Origin of the sequence: Paraburkholderia pallida (assembly GCF_004524855.1) — a bacterium.
GTDB lineage: Bacteria > Pseudomonadota > Gammaproteobacteria > Burkholderiales > Burkholderiaceae > Paraburkholderia > Paraburkholderia oxyphila.
The window spans coordinates 345,196-370,598 of the sequence record NZ_CP038149.1 but is presented as its reverse complement, the minus strand read 5'-3'; the positions used below and the strand labels follow the sequence as shown (position 1 = coordinate 370,598).

Annotated in this window: 20 protein-coding genes; 10 read left to right on the top strand and 10 right to left on the bottom strand. The window is 66.4% G+C overall.

Features of this window, described 5'->3' with window-relative positions; genetic code table 11:
* Window position 1: 1 nt before the first annotated feature.
* From boxB to E1956_RS16975, 3 genes are all read right to left on the bottom strand, one after another.
* On the bottom strand, window positions 2–1,429 hold the full coding sequence (gene boxB, locus E1956_RS16985) for a benzoyl-CoA 2,3-epoxidase subunit BoxB (RefSeq protein WP_134751224.1): 1,428 nt from the start codon (window positions 1,427–1,429) through the stop codon (window positions 2–4).
* 58 nt (window positions 1,430–1,487) lie between these two features.
* Window positions 1,488–3,203, bottom strand: a complete 1,716-nt coding sequence (boxC, locus tag E1956_RS16980; protein WP_134751222.1) for a 2,3-epoxybenzoyl-CoA dihydrolase — start codon at window positions 3,201–3,203, stop codon at window positions 1,488–1,490.
* A 140-nt stretch (window positions 3,204–3,343) separates the two neighbouring features.
* On the bottom strand, window positions 3,344–4,309 hold the full coding sequence (locus E1956_RS16975) for a helix-turn-helix transcriptional regulator (protein ID WP_232071673.1): 966 nt from the start codon (window positions 4,307–4,309) through the stop codon (window positions 3,344–3,346).
* A 109-nt stretch (window positions 4,310–4,418) separates the two neighbouring features.
* Here E1956_RS16975 and E1956_RS16970 point away from each other — a divergent pair, with 109 nt between their 5' ends.
* The 4 genes from E1956_RS16970 (at window position 4,419) to E1956_RS16955 (ending at window position 9,766) form a co-directional block, all read left to right on the top strand.
* Window positions 4,419–4,892 (top strand): DUF4863 family protein, encoded by a 474-nt coding sequence (locus E1956_RS16970; protein WP_134751220.1) that lies wholly within the window; start codon window positions 4,419–4,421, stop codon window positions 4,890–4,892.
* Window positions 4,893–5,164: 272 nt separating this feature from the next.
* The gene (locus E1956_RS16965; RefSeq protein WP_134754512.1) at window positions 5,165–6,808 is read left to right on the top strand and encodes a benzoate-CoA ligase family protein; all 1,644 of its coding nucleotides are present in this window, start codon (window positions 5,165–5,167) and stop codon (window positions 6,806–6,808) included.
* Window positions 6,809–7,361: 553 nt separating this feature from the next.
* Window positions 7,362–8,732: a sensor histidine kinase gene (locus tag E1956_RS16960; RefSeq protein WP_232071671.1), complete on the top strand. Its 1,371-nt coding sequence runs from the start codon at window positions 7,362–7,364 to the stop codon at window positions 8,730–8,732.
* Window positions 8,729–9,766 (top strand): response regulator, encoded by a 1,038-nt coding sequence (locus E1956_RS16955; RefSeq protein ID WP_134751218.1) that lies wholly within the window; start codon window positions 8,729–8,731, stop codon window positions 9,764–9,766. Before E1956_RS16960 ends, E1956_RS16955 begins: the two co-directional genes overlap by 4 nt.
* A gap of 64 nt (window positions 9,767–9,830) precedes the next feature.
* Here the strand turns inward: E1956_RS16955 and cqsA are convergent, their stop codons facing one another.
* The 3 genes from cqsA to E1956_RS46850 form a co-directional block, all read right to left on the bottom strand.
* Window positions 9,831–11,129, bottom strand: coding sequence for an alpha-hydroxyketone-type quorum-sensing autoinducer synthase (cqsA, locus tag E1956_RS16950; protein WP_134751216.1), 1,299 nt, complete (start codon window positions 11,127–11,129; stop codon window positions 9,831–9,833).
* A gap of 914 nt (window positions 11,130–12,043) precedes the next feature.
* The gene (locus E1956_RS16945) at window positions 12,044–13,060 is read right to left on the bottom strand and encodes a GGDEF domain-containing protein (protein WP_232071669.1); all 1,017 of its coding nucleotides are present in this window, start codon (window positions 13,058–13,060) and stop codon (window positions 12,044–12,046) included.
* Window positions 13,012–13,269, bottom strand: a complete 258-nt coding sequence (locus tag E1956_RS46850; RefSeq protein ID WP_232071667.1) for a hypothetical protein — start codon at window positions 13,267–13,269, stop codon at window positions 13,012–13,014. The genes E1956_RS16945 and E1956_RS46850 overlap by 49 nt, the downstream gene beginning before the upstream one ends.
* Window positions 13,270–13,649: 380 nt before the next feature.
* Between E1956_RS46850 and E1956_RS16940 the strand changes: the two genes are divergently transcribed.
* From E1956_RS16940 to E1956_RS16925, 4 genes are all read left to right on the top strand, one after another.
* Window positions 13,650–14,000 (top strand): response regulator, encoded by a 351-nt coding sequence (locus E1956_RS16940; protein WP_134751213.1) that lies wholly within the window; start codon window positions 13,650–13,652, stop codon window positions 13,998–14,000.
* A gap of 71 nt (window positions 14,001–14,071) precedes the next feature.
* Complete coding sequence (locus E1956_RS16935; protein WP_134751211.1) at window positions 14,072–14,989, top strand: LysR substrate-binding domain-containing protein; 918 nt, start codon at window positions 14,072–14,074, stop codon at window positions 14,987–14,989.
* A gap of 208 nt (window positions 14,990–15,197) precedes the next feature.
* Complete coding sequence (locus tag E1956_RS16930) at window positions 15,198–17,363, top strand: phosphocholine-specific phospholipase C (RefSeq protein ID WP_134751209.1); 2,166 nt, start codon at window positions 15,198–15,200, stop codon at window positions 17,361–17,363.
* A 150-nt stretch (window positions 17,364–17,513) separates the two neighbouring features.
* On the top strand, window positions 17,514–18,308 hold the full coding sequence (locus E1956_RS16925) for an SDR family NAD(P)-dependent oxidoreductase (protein WP_134751207.1): 795 nt from the start codon (window positions 17,514–17,516) through the stop codon (window positions 18,306–18,308).
* Between the two features lie 93 nt (window positions 18,309–18,401).
* Here the strand turns inward: E1956_RS16925 and E1956_RS16920 are convergent, their stop codons facing one another.
* From E1956_RS16920 to E1956_RS16905, 4 genes are all read right to left on the bottom strand, one after another.
* Window positions 18,402–18,716, bottom strand: a complete 315-nt coding sequence (locus E1956_RS16920; protein ID WP_232071665.1) for a Zn-ribbon domain-containing OB-fold protein — start codon at window positions 18,714–18,716, stop codon at window positions 18,402–18,404.
* Complete coding sequence (locus E1956_RS16915; protein ID WP_134751205.1) at window positions 18,713–19,876, bottom strand: thiolase family protein; 1,164 nt, start codon at window positions 19,874–19,876, stop codon at window positions 18,713–18,715. Before E1956_RS16915 ends, E1956_RS16920 begins: the two co-directional genes overlap by 4 nt.
* Before the next feature lie 13 nt (window positions 19,877–19,889).
* Window positions 19,890–21,236, bottom strand: coding sequence for an MFS transporter (locus E1956_RS16910; RefSeq protein WP_134751203.1), 1,347 nt, complete (start codon window positions 21,234–21,236; stop codon window positions 19,890–19,892).
* Between the two features lie 102 nt (window positions 21,237–21,338).
* The gene (locus E1956_RS16905) at window positions 21,339–22,982 is read right to left on the bottom strand and encodes an ATP-dependent acyl-CoA ligase (RefSeq protein ID WP_134754506.1); all 1,644 of its coding nucleotides are present in this window, start codon (window positions 22,980–22,982) and stop codon (window positions 21,339–21,341) included.
* A gap of 106 nt (window positions 22,983–23,088) precedes the next feature.
* Here E1956_RS16905 and E1956_RS16900 point away from each other — a divergent pair, with 106 nt between their 5' ends.
* Both E1956_RS16900 and E1956_RS16895 read left to right on the top strand, forming a co-directional pair.
* Entirely contained in the window at window positions 23,089–23,997 is a 909-nt protein-coding gene (locus E1956_RS16900; RefSeq protein WP_134751201.1) for a LysR family transcriptional regulator, read from the top strand.
* Between the two features lie 154 nt (window positions 23,998–24,151).
* Window positions 24,152–25,387: a diaminopropionate ammonia-lyase gene (locus tag E1956_RS16895; RefSeq protein WP_134751199.1), complete on the top strand. Its 1,236-nt coding sequence runs from the start codon at window positions 24,152–24,154 to the stop codon at window positions 25,385–25,387.
* Window positions 25,388–25,403: the final 16 nt, after the last annotated feature.

Below are 25,403 nucleotides of genomic sequence, written 5' to 3'. Positions count from 1 at the left end.
TTCAATTGAAGCGCACGTACTCGAAATCGACGGGCTGGCGATTGATGCCCATCGCCGGCGGTGCGATCCAGTTCGCGAACTTGCCCGGCTCCACCACGCGGCCCATCAGCGACGCGACATAGGCGCGGTCCTCGGGCGTGGGCAGCCACTTCGCTTCGTTCGCGGCCCATTGCGCCTCGTCGATCACGCGGCCGTCCGGCGCGACACGCACGCCCGCGAAGGTGCCGATGCGGCGATTGAACGCCTTGTGCGGCACGCTCAGCCGAAAGTCGATGCCGGCCTTCTCCAGCACTTTGTTCCAGCGGTTCACGCCCGCCACCGAGTCCTTGATGTAGTCGTCGCGCAGTATTTCGTTCATGGCATTGAGCATCGGCACTTCGCGCTCGACGAGCTTGCCGTCCTGCACGTCGAGCAGGCGATACGTCTGGCCTTCGAGCTGATGGTCGTCGTCGCGCTTCGTTTCCTCGTAGCGGCCCTTCAGGCCCGAACTGTAGAACGTGGCCGCGTTCGACGAGTGGTCGGCGCCGAACAGGTCGATCGTCACTGAATAGTGGAAATTCAGGTAGCGCTGGATCGTTTCGAGGTCGATCACGCCCGCGGCGCGCAGGCGGCCCACGTCGTCGGTCTTGAGCTCGTTCATTGCCTGCGCGGTGCGCTGCACCACGCGCGAGACGCCCGACTCGCCCACGAACATGTGATGCGCCTCTTCGGTCAGCATGAACTTCGTGGTGCGCGCGAGCGGGTCGAAGCCCGACTCTGCGAGCGCCGAAAGCTGAAACTTGCCGTCGCGGTCGGTGAAGTAGGTGAACATGAAGAACGCCAGCCAGTCGGGCGTTCTTTCGTTGAAGGCGCCCAGGATGCGCGGGTTGTCGTCGTCGCCCGAGCGCCGCTCGAGCAATGCTTCGGCTTCCTCACGACCGTCGCGGCCGAAGTGGCGATGCAGCAGATAGACCATCGCCCACAGGTGCCGCCCCTCTTCCACGTTCACCTGGAACAGGTTGCGCAGGTCGTAGAGCGAGGGCGCAGTGAGGCCCAGATGGCGCTGCTGCTCGACCGAGGCGGGCTCGGTGTCGCCTTGCGTGACGATGATGCGGCGCAGGTTCGCGCGATGCTCGCCCGGCACGTCCTGCCAGGCGGCCTCGCCCTTGTGCGCGCCGAAGTGGATCTTGCGGTCCGCCTCGCCGGGCGCGAGGAAGATGCCCCAGCGGTAGTCGGGCATTTTCACGTGATCGAAATGCGCCCAGCCGCCGGCGTCCACGCTTACCGCGGTGCGCAGATAGACGTCGAAGCCATGCGAGCCGTCGGGCCCCATGTCGCCCCACCACGAGAGAAAATTCGGCTGCCACTGCTCCAGAGCCCGCTGCAGCGTGCGGTCGCCGGCGAGATTGACGTTATTGGGGATCTTTTCGCTGTAGTTGATGGTGGACATCTCGATTCCTTGCGGCTATGACGGAGCGGGCGGGACGCTGGCTGCGGCCAGGCTGCAATCACACGCGAGCGGGGTCGAACTGCGCCTTGCTGCCCTTGCCGTACACCTTGAGGGCGCCCTTCTCGCCTACCGCGTTGGGGCGATTGAAGATCCAGTTCTGCCACGCGGAGAGCCGGCCGAAAATACGCGTCTCCAGGGTCTCGGGCCCGTTGAAGCGCAGATTCGCCTCGAGGCCTGTGAGCGCGTCGGGCGACATGGCCGCGCGCTCTTCAAGCGCGATGCGGATTTCGTCGGCCCAGTCGATGTCGTCGGGCGCGGCGGTCACGAGGCCCAGCTGCTCCGCCTCGAGCGGCTTGAGCGGCTGGCCGATGCGCGCGCGCGCGGCGTCGAGCGGTTCGGCCTCTTCATAGAAGCGCCGCGCGAGACGCGACTGATGCGTGACCATCGGATACAGCCCGAAATTTGCTTCGGATAGCGTAATAGCGGGCTCTTCGTCTTCGTTCGAAGGCAGCGCCGCCATATAGCTGCGGTCGGCGGCAAATGCGAACTCTGCGAATGTGCCTGCAAAGCACGAGCCCGGCTCGATCAGCGCGAACAGCGAGCGCGACGAAACGTCGATGCGCGCGAGCGTGCGGCGCAGCATGCCGATGGTCTCGCGCACGAACCAGTGGTCGCGGTGTTCGATGAGTGCGGCGTCGGCGGCCAGCACACCGCGCGCGTCGCCCTCCGTCTTGAAGATCCACGTGCCGACGTCGAGCTCGTTGGTGCGCATCGTGAGGATTGCATCGTCGAGCTCGCGGGCGAACTGCAGCGGCCACCATGCGGCGCCGGCCGCGACGATCGCGTCGGTGCCTTCGGGTAGCGGCGCTTTCGCGGTATCGGGCGCTTTCGCCGTGAAGGTGGCCGTGCGCTTCGCGCGGTCGATCGACACCTCGACGCTCGCGTAGCTCAAACCCTTCGCGTGCTCGATGCGTTCGATGCGCGTGAGCGCGATGCCCTGCGCGCCCTGAGCAGCGTCGGGCCGGTCGCTCAGCGCGGCGAGCTCGAGCGCGCGCGCCTGCACGGCCTGGCTGAAGCGGTTGGGCTTGACCACGTCGTCCACGAGGCGCCACGCCTTCGCGCGCTCGCCGCGGATGCCCTCCGCCACGGTACAGAAAATATCGGCGCGGTCGTGGCGGACGCGGCGCTTGTCGGTGAGGCGCGTGAGGCCGCCGGTGCCCGGCAGCACGCCGAGCAACGGCACTTCGGGCAGCGCCACCGTAGACGAGCGGTCGTCCACCAGCAGGATTTCGTCGCAGGCGAGCGCCAGTTCATAGCCGCCGCCGGCGCAGGCCCCGTTCACGGCGGCAATAAACTTCAGGCCCGAATGCCGCGACGAGTCTTCGATGCCATTGCGCGTTTCGTTGGTGAACTTGCAAAAGTTCACCTTCCACGCGTGGGTGGAGAGGCCCAGCATGAAGATATTGGCGCCGGAGCAGAACACCCGGTCCTTCAGGCTCGTGAGCACCACCGTGCGCACCTCGGGGTGCTCGAAGCGGATGCGCTGGAGGGCATCGTGCAGTTCAATGTCGACGCCGAGGTCGTATGAATTCAGCTTCAGCTTGTAGCCTTCGCGAATGCCACCGTCTTCGGCAATGTCGATGCCGAGCGTGGCGACGGCGCCGTCGACGCTGAGCTTCCAGTGCCGGTATTGCGAGGGGTCGGTGCGGTAGTCGACACGCGGAACGGTCGGTGCAACGACCGGCTGGGCGACGGCGCTATCTGCTGCGGCCATGGGGCGTCTCCTTGTGCACTTCGTTTCAATGAACGATAGTGCAACACTCACCCCATGTAAAGCACTTTAGTGCATATTCAAAGTTGCGACGGGTAAACCATGAAATACACTGCATCTCCTGTCAAACCGCCCGGAGCACCTCAGTCAATGCGTGCCGGCTCCGCGCCAAGGCGCGCCGCGAGGCGATCGCGCATTTGCAGATAGGCGTCGGCGAGCGTCTTCTCGCTGGTGTCGAAGCGCATGTCCGCGCGGCCATACAACTCGCTGCGGCCCGCCAGAATGCGCTTGAGGTCGTCCATGGCCTCACGGTTGCCCGACATGGGCCTCAGGTCGCCCTGCGCGACCACGCGGCGCATGTGCTCCTCGGGCGCCGCCTGGAGCCAGACCGTAAAGCAGTGCGCAAGCAATGTATTGAAGGTGGCCGGCTCGGACACGAGCCCGCCCGGCGAGGCAATCACGGCGCGCGGGTGCTCGGCGATCACGGCCTCCAGCGCGCGCTGCTCGTAGCGGCGGTACGCGCTCGCGCCGTAGAGTGAATGAACCTCCGAGGGCGGGCAGCCGGCCAGTTGCTCGATCACGCGCGTGAGCTCGACGAACGGCACCTTGAGCTCCTGCGCGAGCATGCGCCCGAGCGTGGACTTGCCCGCGCCACGCAGGCCGATGAGCGCGATGCGCTCATTGCGATGCGGATCGGCGGGCGCCTGCGAGAACATCTCGGCGAGCGCGATGCGCGCGCGCTGCAGCGCGGCCGGGTCGCGCCCCTGCAGCAACTCGCGGATCAACAACCATTCGGCCGACGAAGTGGTGACGTCGCCGATCACCTCCGCCAGCGGGCAGTTCAGCGTAGCCGCGATCTGCCGCAGCACCAGCACGGAGGCGTTGCCCACGCCTGATTCCAGATTCGCCAGATGGCGCTCGGAGAGCCCGGTTTCCGCCGCCAGCGTCTTGCGCGTCATGCCGCGGCGCGCGCGCAGCATGCGCACGCGCTCGCCCATCGCGGTCAGGAACGGGTCGCGTTCGCTGCGCTCGCCGCGCGCCGCGTCCGTGGCTTCATGGGCGTCCGTCGACTCTTCCGGCTGCGGCTCGGCAATGTAAGTTTGCTTCATCTTGAGAGACCTCCCAACCCAGCTTTATGTACTATAGTGCTTGACATGCATTTTTCTAACCGCTAATTTTCGCCAAAAGACGGGCCGCAGACAAACACAGGAGACACGCATGTCCCCGCAAGACTTCGAACACCTGATTGCAGGTGTCACGAACCCGATTGCCGGCCGTCCACTCGATGATGCACTCGATGCCTGGCTCAACGCTACCTGGCCGAACGGCAGCCCGACCTTCGCGGCGCTCGAAAACGCCTGCCGCGAGGACGTCGCGAACGGCTGGATGTGTCAGCGCGAGGCCGGCGGGCTGCGCTACGGTCGCGTCATCAAGCCGCTGCCGGCCACGCACGGCTTTTCCGTCGATGTCGTGCAGATGAAGGATCTTGCCGGTCCGCATCATACGCACCCTCACGGCGAAATCGATCTCCTCATGCCGATCACGCCCGGCGCGACGTTCGACGGCCGGCCCGCGGGCTGGTGCGTCTACGGTCCAGGCAGCGCACACCGCCCAACCGTCGCCAACGGCGAGGCGCTCGTGCTCTATTTGCTGCCGCAGGGCGCGATCGAGTTCACGCCGGCGCCGGCCTGAGCAGCTACGCTGGCGCAGGCGAATCGGGCTTCGGGTCGCCGCCGGCGCACCGTTTCCTGCTAGCCAGCGGTATGAAGAATGATGTGGTGCATAAATTATTGCCAGGCAATCCGAATTGACCGGCGCAGCAGCTTCATAACCACCGTAGACCGACGGCGCAGCGCGCACGCAAGGCCATTGCACGCAAGACAACGCGATCGCGGCAGATCGAGACCGATCGAAGCACACCAAGCGGAGACAGCATCGTGGATACCCAAGCAGCGTCGCCGGCCGTGGCCCCTGCGGCACCGCAGCTATCGAGCGCGCCGGCCCCCGTGCCGCCGCCCGCGCAGTTGAACTTCGCGGCGCACCTGTTCGCCCTGAACGCGGCGCGCAGCGCCAAGCCCGCCTATATCGACGACACCCGCACGCTCGCCTATGGCGAACTCGAAACGCGCGCGCGCCAATTCTCCGCGGCGTTGCGCACGCTCGGCGTGCACGCCGAAGAGCGCATCCTGCTCGTGATGCTCGACACCATCGAGCTGCCTGTGGTCTTTCTCGGCGCGTTGCATGCCGGCGTCGTGCCCGTCATCGTCAACACGCTGCTCACCGCCGCCGATTATGTCTACATGCTCGCGCACAGCCGCGCGCGGCTCGTGATTGCATCGGGCGCGCTGCTGCCCGTCGTGAGCGCCGCGCTGGAACAGGCCCGTTCCCAGGGCAATGGCGAAGACTGCGCGCTCGTGGTCTCGCAGCCGCTCGACGACGCGCCTGACTGCCCGCGAGGAGCGCTCGTGCTCCATGAGCTGATCGAACGCGCCCAGCCCGCCGCGCAAGCGGCGCGCACGAGCGGCGACGACATCGCGCTCTGGCTCTATTCGTCGGGTTCGACGGGCAAGCCCAAGGGGACTGTGCATACGCACGCCAACCTCTACTGGACCGTGGAGACTTATGCCAAGTCCGTGCTCGGCATCCGCGAAAGCGACGTGGTGTTCTCCGCGGCCAAGCTGTTCTTCGCGTACGGGCTCGGCAATGCCCTCTCGTTTCCGCTCTCGGTAGGCGCGACCACGGTGCTGATGGCCGAGCGCCCCACCGCCAGCGCCGTTTTTACACGCCTCGTCAAGCACCGCCCGACGATCTTCTACGGCGTGCCCACGCTGTACGCGAGCATGATGGCCTCGCCCAATCTGCCCGCGCGCACGGCGCTCGCGCTGCGCATTTGCGCTTCGGCAGGCGAGGCGTTGCCGCGCGAGACCGGCGAGCGCTTCAGCCGCCATTTCGGCAGCGACATCCTCGACGGCATCGGCTCCACGGAAATGCTGCACATCTTTCTTTCGAACCGCCCGGGCGAAGTCGAATACGGCACCACGGGGCGCCCCGTGCCTGGCTACGAGATCGAGCTACGCGACGAATCGGGCCGGCTCGTGCCCGACGGAGAAATGGGCGAGCTCTATATTCGCGGCCCGAGCGCCGCCGTGATGTACTGGAGCAATCGCGAAAAATCGCGCGCGACCTTTCTGGGCGAGTGGGTCAAGAGCGGCGACAAGTACCGTCGCCTGCCCAGCGGCTGCTACATCTATGCGGGCCGCAGCGACGACATGCTCAAGGTGAGCGGCCAGTATGTCTCGCCCATCGAGGTGGAGATGGTGCTTGTGCAGCACGATGCCGTGCTCGAGGCGGCCGTGATCGGCGTGGATCAGGACGGGCTCGTGAAGACCTGCGCATTCGTCGTACTCAAGCAGGAGGCGCATACGCAAGCGCTCGCCACAGAGGACGGGCATGCCGCGCTCGTCGACACGCTGAAGGCCTTCGTCAAGGCGCGGCTCGCGCCGCACAAGTATCCGCGCGAGATTGTTTTCGTCGACGATCTGCCGAAGACGGCAACGGGCAAGATTCAGCGCTTTCGTCTGCGCGAACAGTATCGGTCCTGCGCGTGAGTGAATCGTGAAGCCGTAGTGAACCCGGCGGGCGGCCGGTCTCCGCGTCGCGACGCCCACGCGGCGCTCGTCGCAGCCATTCCGCCGTTCGTTCTAGCGCTTCTAGCGCTTCTAGCGCTTCTAGCGCTTCTAGCGCTTCTAGCGCTTCTAGCGCTTCTAGCGCTTCTCGCGCCTCACGCCCCAAGGTCACGGCCTGAGCCTCACGCCAGGAGCCGTTCGCACGCCTGCCGATTCATCCGCACAATTCCCCCTTCACGCCGTCTCACGCCCTGCGCCGCCTACTCCACACGCACGCGGCATGGTTCGTCGATGCTGCCTCACAACGGTGTGCGCCGATGTGACGCCCGCGCCCCTTGCAGCCTGCATCGGCGCCCCACAATGATGTTATTGTCTGCAATGGCCGCAGCAGTCCGACCCCACCTGCCCAGAGACCGCTACGCGTGGAAACCGAGCAAGCGCTTTGCACGGAACCGGAGCAAGCGCCAAAGCGCCAATTGCGGTCGACAAGAGACACACGCGCAGCCAGGGCCGGCAGCGAATCCGGCATCGAACCATGAGCGATTCCACCCTGATGAACGTATCGAGCATCACGATGCGCGCGCGCCGCGGCTGGGCGGCGCTCAAGCCGCGCATGGCGCGCGCGTTCGCGCCCGCCATGCGCAACCTCCAGTACGTGAAGCGCCGGATGCGCCCGCTCGCCGTGGTCGCGAGCGTCGGCTTCCCGCTTTACTACTACGTCTGGAAAGACCTCTTTCCGCAGCCCTATGAGAATCTCACGCTGCGCCTGATCGGCGCCGCGCTGTTCGTGCCGATTCTCGCCTTCGAGCGCTGGCCCGCCGCGGCCAAGAAACTGCTGCCCTGGTACTGGTATACCGCCACGCTCTACGCGCTGCCGTTCTTCTTCACCTTCATGCTGCTCAAGAACAACGGCAACGAGGTCTGGGTCGAAAGCGCGCTGATCGCCGCCTTCGTCATGGTGCTGCTGCTCGACTGGCTCATGCTCGTGCTGCAGTTCGTCGTGGGCATCGGGCTCGCGCTCATCGCCTATGTGCTCACCACCGACCCGATCGTCCTCAACTCGGTTTATCTCACCCACCTCGCGATTTTTTCATTCGCGGTGGCCATCGGCGCGGTGGCGAACTACGACCAGGACCGCATCCAGATCGAACAGGAGCGCGCCATGCTGGCCACGGCGGGCAGCGTCGCGCACGAGTTGCGCACCCCGCTCGTCGCCATCCGCGTGGGGGCGGCGGGCCTCATGCGCTATCTGCCCGCGCTGCTCGACACCTATGCGCTCGCCCAGCGCAACCGTCTGCCGGTGCCGAAAATACGCGTGGCGCATCTGCATTCGATGCAGGGCGTGGTGAGCCGCATCGAGCAGGAAGCGCTGCATTCGAACGCGATCATCGACATGCTGCTCGCCACCGCGCGCTTTTCCGGCACGAACATGCAAAACGCAACCACGTGCTCGATTGCGCATTGCGTCGAAACCGCGCTCGCGCGTTATCCGTTTCGCGAAGGGGAGCGCGCGCGCGTGCATTGCAATCTGCGGCCCGATTTCGAGTTCGCCGGCTCTGAGATGCTGACCGTGCACGTGCTATTCAATCTGCTTAAAAATGCCTTCCGACATATGGGCAGCATCGACGGCGCGCATATTTCGATCCGGCTCGAAGCGGACGATCGCGGCAATCGCGCCAACCGGCTGATTTTCAGCGATACCGGCTCCGGTATTTCGTCTGAAGTCTTGCCGCACATCTTTACCCGCTTTTATACTTCCTCCACCACCACCGATGACGTGGCGCTCGGAGCAGGAATTGGGCTGGCATTTTGCCGCGATGTCATGCAGGCGATGGGGGGATCCATTGCCTGCTCTTCGGTAAAAGGCAAGTACACCGAGTTTGTTTTGACATTCCCAGCGCCATGACGAAAGCCACTCCGAAAGCCATTCAGCCGTTCTCCTGGCCGACCACCGCCGCCTTCGTCGACGACAGCGCGGCGTTTCTCTCGAATCTGAGCCTGCAGCTCGACCCGGATCTGGCGTTCCGGCTATTCAGCTCGCCGGCGGAGGCCCTGAAGTTTCTAAACGGCCGCGCGGCGCAAGACCAGCCGGCCTCGCCCATTTTCAGTCCCTATCTGGACCGCACCGAAGAAAACGATGCGCATCAGGTGATTGCCATGCGCGTGGACGCGATCCGCTCGCTCGTGCACCGGCCGGAGCGCTTCGAGTCCGTGTCGGTCGTGGTGGTCGACTACGACATGCCCGAGCTGAACGGCATCGAATTCTGTCGCCGGCTCGCCAATCCGGCGCTCAAGAAAATCGTGCTCACCGGCAAGGCCGACGAGCACGTGGCCGTCAAGAGCTTCAACGAAGGCCTGATCGACCGCTTCATCCGCAAGCACGAAGTCGACGCAGTAGAAACCCTGAATCAGGCGATCCGCGACATGCAGGCCGCGTATTTCAACAAGGCCTGCGGCACGGTGCTCGATGCGCTTGCCGTGTCCGAATACGCGTTTCTCAAGGATGGCGCGCTCGCTGCGCACGTGCAGGGCATTTTCGAGTCGCTCGGCATCGTCGAGCACTATCTCTCGTATCAGCCGCACGGCCTGCTGATGTTCGATGCCCACGGCACGCCCTGGCTGCTCATCATCCACACCGAGGAATCGCTGCGCGGCGTGCACGAGATCGCCATCGAGCAAAGCGCGCCCGCCTCGTTTCTGGCCGAGCTCGACAGCCAGCGCAGCGTGCCCTACTTCTGGCGCACCGAAGGCTACTATCCGGCGCACTGCGAGCAGTGGCAGCCGTATATGCATCCCGCATCGGTATTCGAAGGCGAGCGCCGCTATATCTATGCCGTCGTGAAGCAACCCGCGGGTCTCGCGCTCGAAAACGTGCTGCCCTATGACGCGTGGCTGCAGCAGCTCGACCGCGAAATCCAGGCGGCGTGGGACTCGCGCTGAGCCGCGCACGCCGCCTGTCTGTCACGCCCGCGTCACGCCCGCGCCCTCTGCGCGCCTGCCGGCCTCACGCGGCCACCGGCAGTTCCGCCAGCGCACGCGGCTGACGCACGCGCGCACGGCCGGCGCCGCGCTCCATGAGGCGGCGCGTCGAAGGCCAGTTCCACATTTGCACTTCATCGCGGATCGCTTCGCACACGTCCACGATGCGCTCGAGCTCCGCCTCGGACAGCGCCGCACTGATCGACAGGCGCACGAGCGAGCGGTTCTGCGCCGTAGCCGGCGCGCAGAACACCGAGCCGAAGATCCCGCGCGCCTCGAGCGCATCGCGCAGCACGATGGTCTGCGGTTCCGGCCCGGCCTCGAGCGCGATGATCTGCGTTTCGCTGCCGTTGAGGTTGTAGCCAAGTTCCGCCAGGCGCATGCGCAGATAGCGCGCGTTCGCGGCCACGCGCGTGCGGCGCCAGTCGTCGCGCTCGATCACGTCGAGCGTGGCCGCGAGACCTGCGCTCTCGTGCGGCAGCAGCGTCGAGCTGAAAATGGCCGGCAGCGCCTCGCACTTGAAGTATTCCTGGAAGCGCCGCGAGCAGCTGATGATGCCTGCGCGGCCCGCGAACGCCTTCGCGAGGCTCGCCGTGCGAAAGTGCACACGATCGGTCAAGCCCAGCTGCGCAACCATCCCCGCGCCATGCGGACCGTGCGTGCCGAGTGAATGCGACTCGTCCACCACGAATACGCACTCGTGCTCGGCGCATACGTCCGCGAAGGCCTGCAGCGGGCACACGCTGCCATTCGTGCTGTACACCGAATCGACGATCACGATGCCCGGCCCGTAGCGCTGGATGCGCTGCTCGAGATGCTCGACATCGTTGTGGAAGAAACTGATGGCCTTCGCTCCCGCGCTGCGAATGCCTTCCCAGAGCGACATATGCGCCATCATGTCGACGTACACCGGCGTCTGCGCATTCGCGATCGACTGGATCAGCCCTGTGTTGGCCGCGAAGCCCGACTGGCACAGCACGCTCGCCTCGGCGCCCATGAAGCGCGCGAAACGGTCTTCGAGATTCAGCTGCGGACAATCGTCGCCGTGCAGGAACACCCCCGACATCAGCAGGCCGTTGCCCTCGGAGCGGATGCTCATGCACATCGCATCGAGAATCTCGGGATGGCGGGCAATCGACAGATAGTCGTTGCTCGATAAATGCAAAGCGTCGGCATCCGGAACGCGCCCCTTCATGATGTGGCCCCCCGACCAGCTCTGCTGCACGCGTTCCGTGTAATAGCGGTCGACGCGTGCGGCGAGAAAGGCCGGCAGCGCCACGTCGTTGTTATGTGCATGCCGCCAATTGTTATTGCCAACTTTCATCTCAGGCTCCTTGTGGTTGATGGCCACCCACCCAAGGTGATACGCGACTTCCCCCGGAAATCCTGCTGGACGGCTGGCCGGTAGTTGGCCCGCGCCGGAGCGCCATGCGCGAAACGCATGACGAGGGAATTCCGGTTGCGGGCCTATAAATGCGAAGAAAAATGCAGTGACGAATGCGAGCGGAGCGACGCCTCGCGAGCGTGCGCGGGGCGCGAGGGGCAAGACGCGCGGCATGCACCGGCGGCGCCTGCGTGCACATGCACGCGTCGCGCTACAGTGCGAGCGGCCCGAACCTGCGTCGGGCGGCCGGCGTCTTGCGGTGCGTCCACCCCGGTGCGGACTGGCGTCGACGCGGCTGGCATGCGCTTCTACGCGCACGAGGGGCAGCGGATTTGAAGGCAAATAAAGGCGCGTGACGCCGTAAGCGGGCGTCTCGACTTCCGCACGATATCCGCCTGGAATGATCGCCACTGGTTATCAAGGAAAAGACGCCTGCCCCGAAAAATGCGGTGCCTGTTTCCGGCGGCGAGAACACGACAACGCGCGGCCGGCTGGAACGGACGTTGTAGAACGTCATCCCTGGCTGGGATTGATTATCCTTTAAAAACAGCGATGTGGCTTATCTGAATTGCATTAGCATGCGCTATGCATACCGAAATGACTGCATAGGTTTAACGCCCCTCAACGATTCGTTTTCGAGGTATTCAAATTGCATAACTTCACGAGAAGAGACAGGATGACGAAATAAATCCATTGCGCAAAGAGGGAAAACACCCAGGCGCAACGGATTACGATTCTGTTTCAAGGGCCGGTTTGGGGAGTCGCGCGGAGTAATGCCAATGGAAAAATCGCCCGGCATTATTTGAACTTTTTATGACGCTGCCGGCGCATTCGCGCGCAATGGCGCTTTATTTTTATTGCGCCGCTGCGCTCACCACCCGGTCGCGGCCGCGCGTCTTCGCCTCATAGAGCGCCGCGTCCGCGCGCGCCATCAAGCTCGCCAGTGTATCGCCGTCCTGATAGACATCCACGCCGGCGCTGAACGTCAGGCCCGCGTGCGCCGCCGGGGCATCGTCGCCAGCGCCCTCCCCGTCGTCCGGCGCCATGCCCGACGGCGCGACCTCGTGCGCCGCGACGCAGTCTCCGCGCCGCACCGCGAGCGCGGCCACGCGCAGCGCGTCGACGCGCATCACCGCGTCCTCGCGCGCCATTGCCGGAAAAAGCAGCGCGAACTCCTCGCCGCCCAGCCTGCCGAACAGGTCCGACTCGCGCACGCCCGCAGCAATCACGCGGCCGAACTGGGCGAGCGCGCGGTCGCCGGCCGCGTGGCCGTAGCGGTCGTTGATGCTCTTGAAATAATCGATATCGACGATGGCGAGCGCATGCGGCATGCCCGCGGCACGCGCGGCGTCGAGCGCCGCGCGTGCCTGGGTGAGGAACGCGCGGCGCGTGAGCGCTCCGGTCAGCTCGTCGCGGCTCGCGAGGTGTTCGAGCCGCTCGGCCATACGGTCGTGCGCGAGCAGCACCATGCCGATCGAGAGCGCCGGCAGCACCAGGATCCCCAGCGCCAGATACGCAACGTTAAAGGGCGTGAAGTCGAGCATCGTGCTCTGGCGTATCAGCCCCGTGCCGTAAATGAAGCCCCGCAGGCCATGCGCGAACGCGCCCAGCCAGGCGGCGCAGGTGACGAAGCGATAGCTGTAGACCGGCCGCCCCTTCGGCCGATGCCGCAGTGCCAGCCAGCCGATGGCGCAATAAACCGAGCCATGAAACGCAGAAACGAGCGCAATGCGCGCGGCCAGATCCGGCGTTATCCAGTACCACCAGGCAATCCCCACGCCCACCACCGCACAGCCCGCCCAGGCAAGCGGCGCGCGCGGGCTCAGCCCGAAGAACTCGCGGCAACCCTCGACACCCAGGTAATGGCACATGCCAGCAGCGTGTTCGAAACGAAGATCGTGAGGAGCGGCATGCCCATGCGCTGCATGCCCGCGAGCACGAGCGCGACGCTCGCCATCAGATAGGCGCCCATCCAGCGGCTCACCCCGGGAATGCGCGCGGGCCGCAACGAGCCGAGGATGGCGAGACTCATGATGCTCGAGAGCACCGTGACGAGGAGGATATTGACCGGATCTAGCATGGGCGGAGCATGACGCAGGGGCGTTCGGATGGCGGCCGGCTAATGCGCTACGCACGTGCGGGCCGGGCCTTGCGTATGTTAACGGCAAAAAATAAAACGACTTGAGCCGCCCCGGCAAACACGGCAGCGCCACGGGAACGCCGGCTGCTATGGCATTCATGCGTCATTTCAGTGACTCGCATGCGCCACGCCGCCGATCGAGCGCATTGCCGCTCCGAATGCGCCGGGCATGGGAAATGCGGCACTACCGGTGAGTTCCGGCGCCTGCGAGCGCCGGAATCCGCCTGCTCAGACGGGGTTGGGACATGGCGAAGAACACGCTCGCACGGCATAGCAACCGTGCAAGAACGGCGGGCGCGCGCCGCACAGGTAAACGACGTATGGCTACCGTATTACTCGTCGACGACGACATCAACGCGCTGAACGCGCTAAAAGAGCTGGTCGGCCAGGAAGGTTATCGGGTCAGAACGGCAGAGGACGGGACGGACGCGCTCAGGGCCGCGCTCGCCGACCCGCCCGATGTCGTGATCTCCGATTGCATGATGCCGCACATGGACGGCCTCGCGCTGATGCGCGAAATGCGCAGCAACAGTGTGCTCGCAGGGGTGCCGCTCGTGCTCGTCTCCGCGCTCGTCACGCCGCCCGCCGATGCGAATCTGGTCGGCTTTCTGCGCAAGCCCTTTGCCGTCTCGCAGTTGCTCGACATTCTGCACCGCGTGGCGATGCCTTGAGCGCACGGCACGCCGTAACGAATCTGACGCGAAGCTGAGGTAAAGTCGAGGTCATTTGCCGTCACGAGACCATGCTCGTCCCCCAACTCGCGCCGCTCGTCGCCGCGTTCTATGAAACCGTCCGGCAAGGCAGCATCGTCGCGGCCGCACGGCATCTCTCGGTCAGCCAGCCCACCATCACCTCGCGCATCCAGCAGCTCGAAAAGCACTACGGCGTCGAGCTATTTCATCGCCGCGGCAACCGCGTCGAGCTCACGCAGACGGGCGCCGCGCTCATGCCGCTGATCGACCGGCTGATGCTGAGCGAACGCGAAATCGACGCCGCCTTGCGCCACGAACGCGAGTGCTACACCGGCAGCTTCCGGCTGGGGACCACCGGGCCCTACTACATTCTCCCCGCCGTGGCGGCGTTCCGGCGCCGCTATCCGAACGTGCAGCTCGGCATCGAGGTGGGCAATTCGAAAGAGGTGCTCGACGCGCTCGTGGAGTATCGCGTGGACGTGGCCGTTTCGTCGAACCGCGTGGACGACCCCGCGCTCGCGCGCCACCGCATCGCGGGCGATCTGCTCGTGCTGGTGGTCGATCCCGCGCACGCGCTCGCGCACCGGCGCACCACCGACCTCGGCGTGCTGGCCGGCGAAACGCTCTTGCTGCGCGAGCCCGGCTCGCGCACGCGCGAGGCCACCGAGACCGCACTCAGGCGGCGCGGCGTCGAGCCCGCCGCCGTCATCGAAATCGGCAGCCGCGAGGCGATCTGCGAGGCGATCCGCCAGGGCCTCGGCTGCTCGCTGATGCCCGCCGGCGAAGTGCCGCGCGGCGCCTCGCTCGTGAGCGTGCCCATCGAGCCCGATGGCCCCGCGATGCACGAGTATCTCTACCATCTGAAGAGCCGCGCGAACGGGCATCTCATCAGGGCGTTCATGGGCACGCTCGAAGCGCTGCGCGCCGCACACGGCGATGCCAGCGAAGCCGCCTCATTTCATTCGTAGAACGAAATAATTCAGGCCGGCCCGGCACGCGGAGAAACCTCGCGCGCCTCATGCCTCGCGTGCGCACCGAAGCGCATCGAGGCACGCCAACCGGCCCTCGACCACGCCGCGCGAGCCAGGCCGCCTCGCGCGCAGCAAGCGCCATTGCGCCCAACGTGTCATGCTCGCGGGTACCAACCCGGAACCACCCCGCACGACCTTTGGCACCATGACCTCGAAGGACCGCCGCCGATTTCTGCATAGCGCCGGCGCGCTCGCCGCGCTCAGTCTCTTTCCGCCGGCCATCCGGCGCGCGCTCGCGATACCCGCGAACCGCGCCACCGGCACGATCCGGGACGTCCAGCATGTCGTGATCCTCATGCAGGAAAACCGCTCGTTCGACCACTATCTCGGCACGCTGCCCGGCGTGCGCGGCTTCGGCGACCGCATCACGATCCCGCAGCCGCAAGGCGCAAGCGTCTGGCAACAGAGCGACGGCGCGCGCAGCGTCCTGCCCTTTCACCTCGACAAGACCAAGGGCAATGCGCTGCTCGCGGGCGGCGCGCACGAATGGGCCGACGCCCACGCCGCGTGGGACAACGGCCGCATGACGCAATGGCCGAAATCGAAAGGCGATATTTCGATGGGCTATCTGCGCGAAGCCGACCTGCCGTTTCATTTCGCGCTCGCGAATGCGTTCACGGTTTGCGACGCCTACTATTGCTCGCTGCTGAGCGGCACCAATTCGAATCGCCTGTTCCTGTGGACCGGCACGAACGGTCCGGGCGGCGGCGGGCCCACCCCGCACGCGGTGGTGAACAACAACGGCTGGGACTGGCTCGGGCCCTCCGGCAACGGGCTCGGGTGGACCACCTATGTCGAGCGCCTGCAGAAGGCGAGCGTGAGCTGGAAGGTCTACGAGAACCAGCCCGATAACTACAACGACAACCCGCTCGCGGGCTTCGCCACGTTCCGCAAGATCCACGAGGCGCTGCCCGGCTCGCCCAACTTGCCCTGGACGGCCGAGCTGGAGGCGCGCGAGCCGCTCTACAAGGGCATTGGCAACACCATGCCCGATGGCGGCTTCCTGCAGGCGCTCAGGGACGACATCGCCGCCAACCGGCTGCCGCAGGTGAGCTGGATCATCGCGCCGCAAGCCTCGTGCGAGCATCCCTCCGCCTCGACGCCGGGCCAGGGCGCGTGGTACATGCAACAGCTGCTCGACGCGCTCACGGCCAACCCGGAGGTCTGGAGCCAGACCGTGCTCTTCGTGAACTACGACGAGAACGACTGCTTCTTCGATCACGTGCCGCCGCCCGCCGCGCCCTCGCCCATCGGCGACGGCGCCTGGGCGGGCAAATCCACGGTCAGCACGAAGCACGAGTACTTCACCGTGCCGAACCCGCCCGGCGACACGACCCCGCTCGTGCCGGACGGGCAACCCTACGGCCCCGGCCCGCGCGTGCCGATGTTCGTGGTCTCGCCCTGGAGCACGGGCGGCTTCGTCAACTCCGAGGTGTTCGATCACACCTCCGTGCTGCGCTTTCTGGAACTGCGCTTCGGCGTCAAGGAGCCCAATATCAGCGCATGGCGGCGCGCCGTGTTCGGCGATCTGACCTCCACCCTGAACTTCAGCACCCCGAACGAAAGTCCGGTCAAGTCCTTCCCTGCCCCGAGCAAAGCCGCAGCCGATGCACAGAACGCGCAGCAGCATGCGCTGAAGGCCGTCTTGCCGCCTCCAGCTGCCGAGCAGTCGATGCCGGTCCAGGCGCGCTTCGCGCGGCCTTCGCGCGCGTTGCCGTACCGCCTGCATACGGAGGCGAGCGTGGTGCCGAAGCGCCACGCGGTGCGCCTCGTCTTCGGAAACGAAGGCAGCGCCGGCGCGGTCTTTCACGTCTACGACACCTTGCATCTCGATCGCCCGCCGCGCCGCTATACCGTCGAGGCGGGCAAGCAGCTCGACGATACGTGGACACCCGAAGCGTCGGACGCCGGCGCATACGATCTCTGGGTGCTTGGGCCCAACGGCTATCACCGCGGCTTCTCGGGCAACGTTAGCGCGGCGCCGCGCGGCCCCAACTCCGAAACGCGCCTGCGCTACGACGAGGCGCGCAACGCGCTCACGCTCACCGTCGCCAACGCGGGCCCCGTGCCGTCGATTTGCACGGTGCAAGCCAACGCCTATCGCACGGACGGGCCGTGGACGCTCACCGTCCCCGCGCATGGACGGGCGGAACAGACCTGGCCGCTCGACGCATCGGGCGGCTGGTACGACTTCACGCTGCGCGCCGCGAATGAGGTAAACAGCGGAGGCGACATCACACGCCGCTTCGCCGGCCGTATGGAGACCGGCAAGGACAGCATCAGCGATCCGGAAATGGGGATCGCGCACTGAGCGGCGCGCGGCTGCGTCGCCTCGCGCGCGTGCCGCGAGACGGTTACGAGCAAGGGAAGAATGCCCGCAGTACACTGCCGGTTCCCCTCACGCCGCCCGCTCGCACGGCGGCGCGTCTCACTCAGGCAACGCACGCAATCGGAGAACACGATGAAGATCGATTTGTCAGGAAAACTCGCGCTCGTCACCGGCTCGGCGGCGGGCATCGGGCTCGCCATCGCCAAGGGACTCGCGGGCACGGGCGCCACGGTGATCGTAAACAGCCGTCGCGAAGGCAGCGTGCGCGAAGCCGAAGCCGCCGTGCGCGAGGCCGTGCCCGGCGCGCAGGTGCAGGGCTTCGTCGGCGACCTCGCGAACGCCGCGGGCTGCGACGCGCTCGTGAAGGCGTATCCGCAGGTCGACATCCTCGTGAACAATCTCGGCATCTTCGCCCAGGAGGACTTCTTCGCGATCTCCGATAGCGAATGGCTGCGCTTTTTCGAAACCAACGTGATGTCCGGCGTGCGGCTCTCGCGTGCCTACGCGGGCGCGATGGTCAAGGCGGGCTGGGGGCGCATCGTGTTCATTTCCTCGGAGTCGGGGCTGAACATTCCCGCCGACATGATCCAATACGGCATGACCAAGACGGCACAGCTCTCGGTGGCGCGCGGCCTCGCCAAGCGGCTTGCCGGCACCGGCGTGACGGTGAACTCGGTGCTGCCGGGCCCGACGCTCTCCGAAGGCGTGGAGGCGATGCTCAAGGACGAAGTCGCCAGGACGGGCAAGCCCGTGGAGGAAGTGGCCGCGGCGTTCGTGCAGCAGCACCGGGCCTCGTCCATCATCCGCCGCGCCGCGAGCGTGGAGGAAGTGGCGAACATGGTGGTCTACGCGTGCTCGCAGCAGGCCTCCGCGACCACTGGCGCGGCATTGCGCGTGGACGGCGGCGTGGTCGACACGATCGCCTGATATTGATACGGCATCCTGATCGATCGCGCGGCCTCGTGCATCGGATGCGCGCTCGATTGCGATACGTTTCGTTTGGCCCGCCGTGTGCCAGCCTCACAGGGCGCGGGCCAGAATGCGGCTCTCCTCGTCGACTTCGAGCGAGACCGTCTCGCCTTTGCGTGCCGCAACGTCGAGACGGGCGATGACGACCGGCCCCGCATCGGTCCGAACGCTCGCGAGGTGCACGGCGCCCGGCTCGCTCGTGCCCACGCGGTGGCTCACCACGGTTGCCGCGAGCACCGTGCCGTGCGCCACCGCCTGCTTCGTCCATTGCGCGCCGCCGCACGCGGGGCACAAGTAGCGCGCCGGAAAGAGCGTGGTGCCGCAAGCCGCGCAGCGCAACACTTCGAGCTTCATGGTCTGTCTCATTGGGCATGCTCCGCTGCTTCCAGCACCACGGCGTTCGCGCACATGCCGTAGCGGTATTCGACCATGCCGTAGCCGCTCACCAGCGCGAGCCGCGCGCGCTCGACCTGACGCGCGCCCGCTGCGCCGCGCAATTGCGTGAGCGCTTCCACGAGGCCGTGCATGCCGCCCGCCGCACCCGCCTGCCCAGCCGAAAGCTGGCCGCCCGAGGTGTTCACCGGCAGCGCGCGCGAGGCGATGCGCGCGATCAGCGCGCGCAGATCGCCATCGGGCGCGAAGCCCAGGTCGGCCAGTTGCACGAGCGCCATGACTGGATAGTCGTCATAGACCGAGACGAGATCCATCTCGGCAGGCGCCGTTTGCGCCTCGCGCCAGAGCGCTGACGCCAGCGCTGCGAGCGAGGTCTGCAGGCCATCGCCCATCTGGTGATCGGCGTTGTAACGGCATTGCAGCGCCCGCACGCGCGCGTGACGGCCCGGCTTGACGAGGTCCGCGCGCGCCACCACCAGCGCGTTCGCGCCGCACACCACGGGCACGCAGTCGTAGCGGCCGAGCGGCGCGGCCACCATAGGCGCGTCGAGATAGTCGTCGAGCGTGAGCGGCGTGCGATAAACGGCCTGCGGATTGAGCGCGGCCCACGCGCGCTGCGCCACGCACAGCGCGCCGTAATCGGCGCGCGTGAGCCCGAAGCGCTCGGCATGCTGCTGCGTGAGCATCGCGAACAACGCGTTCGGGCCACCGCTTTCGAGCGGACGCAGCCAGGTCCGCGTGGTGAGGTTGTAGTGGTCGACGAGCCGCTTGAAGTCGCCCGGCTCGAAAGCGTCGCCCGACACCAGCGCGATGACGTTCGCATCCCCGCACTGGATCGCGCGGATCGCGTGCTGCAGCAGATTGATCGCGCTCGCGCCGCCGTGGCAGTCGTCCATGCACCAGCGCGGCGAGAGGCCCAGCCGCCACGCGAGGTCGATGGCGTGATCGGGGCCCAGCGTGAACGAGGCCACGCCCAGCCCGTCGATCTCGCGCGCGGCGAAGCCCGCTTGCGCGAGCGCCGCAGAGAACGCCTGCGCGAGCAGGTCGCCAGTCGAGAGGCCGCCCGCCTGGCGGCGGTACGGCACCTCCACGCCCGCGCACAGCAAAGCGCCGTCGTATCCGCGTGATGACATTATTTCGCTTTCCTTATCGTGTGACGCCGCGCACCGTTTCCCGCGTGCACACCAGCGCAATCACCGTGATAGCGCCCATCGCCATCAGCATCACCGCGACGGGCCATGCCGCGTGATACTTCGCGAGCAACGCGGTGGCGACGAGCGGCGAAAGCCCGCCCGCGAACACCGAGGCAATCTCGTGACCGAGCGCCATGCCCGAATAGCGCACCTCGGTGCTGAAGAGCTCGCCCATCAGGCTCGGCTGCGTGCCGATCATGGCGCCGTGGCACACCGCGTTGCCAAGCAGCAGCGCGAGCCAGATGAGCGCGGGCGCCTTGGTGTCGAGCAGCCAGAAGAACGGAAACGCCACCACGATGAGCCCCACCGCGCCAATCAGATACACGGGCTTGCGGCCGATGCGGTCCGAGAGGCGGCCCCAGAGCAGCATGGTCACGAGCTCCACCGTCATCGAAACCATCACGCCCGCGAGCATGACCGCGCCCGGCACGCCGATGAACTTGCCGTAGACGAGCGAGAACGCGAGGAAGATGTACGAGCCGCCGTTCTCGGCCACGCGCAGCCCCATGGCGACGAGGATCGCGCGCGGGTGCTTGCGGATCGCATCGAGCACCGGCATGTGCGAGGTCTTGCCCGCCGCTTCGGATTTCGCGAATTCGGTGCTCTCGGGCAGCGTCGAGCGGATATAGACGCCCACCCCGAAAATGACGATGGAGAGCAGGAAGGGCACGCGCCAGCCCCAGCTCATGAAGCTCTCGTGCGGCAGCATCTGCACGGCGAAGAACACCGCCGCCGAGAGCACGAAGCCGCCGCCCACGCCGATCTGGCTCCACGACGCGTAAAAACCGCGCTTTTCGGGCGGCGCCGACTCGCTGATCATCAGCACGCCGCCGCCCCACTCGCCGCCCGACGCAATGCCCTGCACCACGCGCAGCAGCACGAGCAGCGCGGGCGCCCACAGGCCCACCTGGCCGTAGGTGGGCAAGAGACCGATCAGGAAGGTCGCGGCGCCCATCAGCGAGAGGGTCCAGACCAGCGCGCCCTTGCGCCCGTAGCGGTCGCCGATGTGCCCGAACAGCACGCCGCCGAACGGGCGGGCCGCGAAGCCGACGGCAAAGCCCGCGAACGCGGCGAGCGTGCCGATGAGCGGATCGGTCCCGTGCGGAAAGAACAGCTCGCCGAACACGAGCGCCGCCGCCGTGCTGTAGAGAAAGAAGTCGTACCATTCGAGCGCATTGCCGGCGACCGATGCCATCACGATGCGGCGCAAGGCGCGCGGGTCAAGTGCCTGCGCACTCGTGCGGGGTTCTGCGTGCGGCGCTTCGGGCGCCCCGGCGGAACAGGTTTGGGTGCTTGCCATGCTGCCTCCTCGTGCCTCTGGTGGGCTCTCGTGACTTGCGGGTGCCGCCGTGCGGCAGGTGCGATGCGAATGCTGCGTGCCTGTTGCGTTTGCGCGCCGTGCTCAGGCTCGCCTGAGCCGGTAGCCAGACGCTTCGAGATCCCACGCCGTAACGGTAATGCCGGCCTCGCGCAGCTTGTACTTCTGGATCTTGCCGTTTTCCGTGCGCGGCAGATCGGCCACGAAGTCGAGATAGCGCGGCACGGCGAAATACGGCAGGCGCGGCTCGCAATAGCGGATCAGCGCGAGCGCGTCCAGCGTCTCGCCCGCACGCAGCACGAGCGCGGCCATCACCTCGTCCTCCGCGAACTCCGACTTGACCGCGTACACCGCAGCCGTCTCGACCGCCGGATGACTCAACAGCACCTGCTCTACTTCGTATGACGAAATATTTTCGCCGCGGCGCCGGATCGCATCCTTGAGCCGGTCGACGAAACGATAGTAGCCGTTCGCCTCGCGCACCACGCGGTCGCCCGTATGGAACCAGAGATTGCGCCACGCCTCCACGGTCTTCTCCGGCATGCCGAAGTATCCGCTCGCGAAGGCAAATGGCGTGCCGGCGCGCAGGATCAGCTCGCCCGCCTCGCCGTCCGGCACTTCGCGGTCGTTCTCGTCCACCACGCGCGCGTCGAAACCCGGCACGAGCTTGCCCATGTAGCCCGCACGCTGATCGGCGATGCCGCCGCCGAGCACGAAGTTCGTCTCGGTCGAACCGTAACCGTCGAGCAGCGCGATACCGCAGCGTTCGGTGAATTCCTGCTGGAAGTGCCCCGGCACGCCGGGCGCCAGCGCGATACGCACGCGATGCTCGCGCTCCCGGTCGGACGCCGGGCGGCCCAGCAGAATCGGCACCATGGCGCCGAGCACGTAAGTCACCGTGGCGCGCGTCTCGATGAGCGAGGCGAAGAAGCCGCTCGCCGAGAAACGCCGGTCGGCGACCAGTTGCGCATCGGAAACGAGCGCCTGGAAGAACGCGTTGAGCGCATTCGTGTGAAAGAGCGGCAAGCACGTGTAGAGCACGTCGCCGGCCACCACGCCGAGATGCTCCGCCGTGAGGCGGGCCCACCAGTAGAGCTGGGCGTGCGGGCAAATCACGCCCTTCGAGAGGCCCGAGGTGCCCGACGTATAGAGAATGGCGAGCGCGTCGCCGTCGCCGATGGGCGGCGCCGCGAGCGGCTCGCCCAGCGGCGGGAACGGCTGCACCGTCATGCTGCGCGCCGCCGGAGCGTGGCTGCTTTCGCGCGCTTCGGCGCTCTCGCCACGCTCGCCGCTCTCGATCAGCCAGATCGATTCGAGCGCGTGCGCCTGCGCGTCGATGGCGTGCACCGCGCCCACGAGATGCGTTTCGGCCACGATTAGGCGCGCGCCCGAATTGCGCAGGATGTGCTCGAGCTGCATGCCGCGCGAAGCGGTGTTGATGGGCACGACCACGGCGCCCAGCCAGCCGCAGCCCAGCACGATCTCCATGAACTCGCTGCGGTTCGTGCACAGCAGCGCGACCCGGTCGCCGCGCCGGATCCCGTGCGCCGCCAGCGCGCCGGCGCGGCGCGCGGCGATCTCGAGCGTCTGCGCGCCGCTCCAGCAGGTCCTGCGATCCGAAAACAGCGCAGCCTCGCCGTCGCGCTGCGCACGCGCCGCCAGCAAGGCCGGCAGTGCCAGCGATGCCGTCTGCGCCGCGTCGGCGGCGAGTGCGGCGCCCAAGTCCATGCAGCCCATAAACCGGTCTCCTCGAATTCCCTCGAAATCGATGAACCCAGTCTAGGTTTGGGCTAAGATATCTGTCAAATTCATCAATATTATCAACATCATAAACATGGCTGATTTCAACGAAGCCGATCTGAACCTCGTGCGCGTGTTTCAGGCGATCCTCGAAGAACGCAGTCTCACGCGCGCGGGCCAGCGCCTGGGCCTGTCGCAGCCAGCCATCAGCTATGCGCTCGGGCGGCTGCGCGTGATGTTCGACGATCCGCTTTTCGTTCGGTCTCCTGATGGCATGCTGCCCACGCCCACGGCGCAGCAACTCGCGTTGCCGCTCGGGCGTGCGATTGCGTCGATACGCGAGGCGCTGCGCCACGGCGAACCGTTCGACCCGGCCACGAGCGCGCGCGAATTCCATCTTTCGATGACCGATGCGGGCGAGCAGTTCTTCCTGCCGCCGCTGTGCGAAATGCTCCAGCGCGTGGCGCCGCACGTGAAGCTCGAAGCGCGTCAGACACCCGTGGCCGAGGTGGCCGAGCAACTGCGTCTGGGCCAGCTCGATCTCGCCATCGGCAATCTGCCGGCGCTCAAGCCGCACACGCATAGCGCCCTGCTCTTCGACGAGCCGTATGTGTGCATGACGCGCCGGCGCGCGGGACTGCCCGCGCGCCGCATGACGCGCGAGCGCTTTCTGGATATGCAGCACATCATGGTCGTATCGAGTGAGAGCAGCCACCGCACCATCAACGACTCATTGCGCGCAGCGGGGCTCGACCGCAAGATCGCGCTGAGCGTGCCGCATTTTTCGGTCGTGCCGCAAATCCTGCGGCGCACCGACTGGATGGTGACCTTGCCGCGCCGCGTTGCGCAGTTCTTCAACGAGCACGATCAATTCGCCATCTACGAACTGCCGGTGGAGATGCCGAGCGTGGAGGTCACCGTGCACTGGCACGAGACCTTCGACAACGACGAAGGCAACCGCTGGTTTCGCGAGCTGACGATCGAGACATTGCGTCAAGTGTGAAACGCGACGCGCAAGATCGATCGTTTTTTGCGTGCACAGCAGCAATTGCGAGACTTTTTCGCGAGGCCTGCGCCATATCATTTCTGGGGTCGGCGGCGTTCGCGCCGCAAATTCAAATCATCGAGGCCGTCCATTGGCCGAGGAACACTGCCCCATGCTGATCCCCAACCCGCGCGCCACCCGCAGCCCTTATCCCGCGACGCTACGCACCATTCTGAACGTCGAATCCGGCGATGAAAGCCGCGCCTGGCTGTCCAACTGGGTGTTGATCAGCCGGGAGCCGACGCCGCTGTGGGAGTTGCCCCACGCGGCCGCGCAGCTCGGCGTTGCGCGCCTGGCCGTCAAAGACGAATCGCTGCGCTCCCCGCTTGGCAGCTTCAAGGCGCTGGGCGCCCCAATCGCGTTGATGCGGCTGATCATGCGCCTCTTGCCCACCCATGACATCGCCCCGAAGGCATTGATCGAAGGCCGCCATCGCGAACAGATGTCGAACCTCACAGTCATCAGCGCCACCGACGGCAACCACGGCAAAGCGCTCGCCGCGGCGGCCCAGTCGATCGGATGCCATTGCGTCATCGTCCTGCATGCGAACGTCAGCACGGAGCGCGAGCAGGCCATTGCCGACTATGGCGCACGCATCGTGCGTATTCCGGGCAACTACGACGAATCGGTCGAGCATGCCGCCCAACTCGCGAGCGCCCATGGCTGGCACGTCGTATCCGACACGTCATACGAGGGATACGAGGCGATTCCGCGCGACGTCATGCAGGGATACGGCACGATCGCGGCGGAAGTCATCGAGCAAGCCGGCACGGCGCGCGGCGAACCCGCTTTCACCCACGTCTTCGTGCAAGGCGGCGTGGGCGGCCTCGCGGCCGGCGTGGCCAGCTACCTATGGGAGCATTACGGCGTGAATCGGCCACGCTTCATCGTGGTCGAGCCGCGCCAGGCCGATTGCCTCTATCAAAGCGCGATCGCGGGACGCGCCGCGCAAGCCACGGGATCGGTGGACTCCGTGATGGCCGGCCTCGCGTGCGGCGAGACATCCCCGCTCGCATGGAAGATCCTCGAAGGTTGCGTCGACAACTTCATGCTCATCGAGGACGAAGACGCGGTGGCGGCCATGCGCACGCTCGCGGCCGGCGACGGCGACGGCGACGACGTGCCCATCGTTTCGGGCGAATCCGGCGCCGCGGGCCTCGCCGGCCTTGCGAAACTGATGCAAGAGCCCGCGCTCGCCCATGCGGCGGGGCTCGATGCGCAATCGCGTGTCCTGCTGATCAGCACGGAAGGCGCGACGGCCCCGGGCGTCTATGCGCAACTCGTCGGCACGCACGCCGATACGGTAGCGGCGCGCCGCGACGAATGGCTGGCACAATGGGCACGCTAACGGAACCGGCATCGAT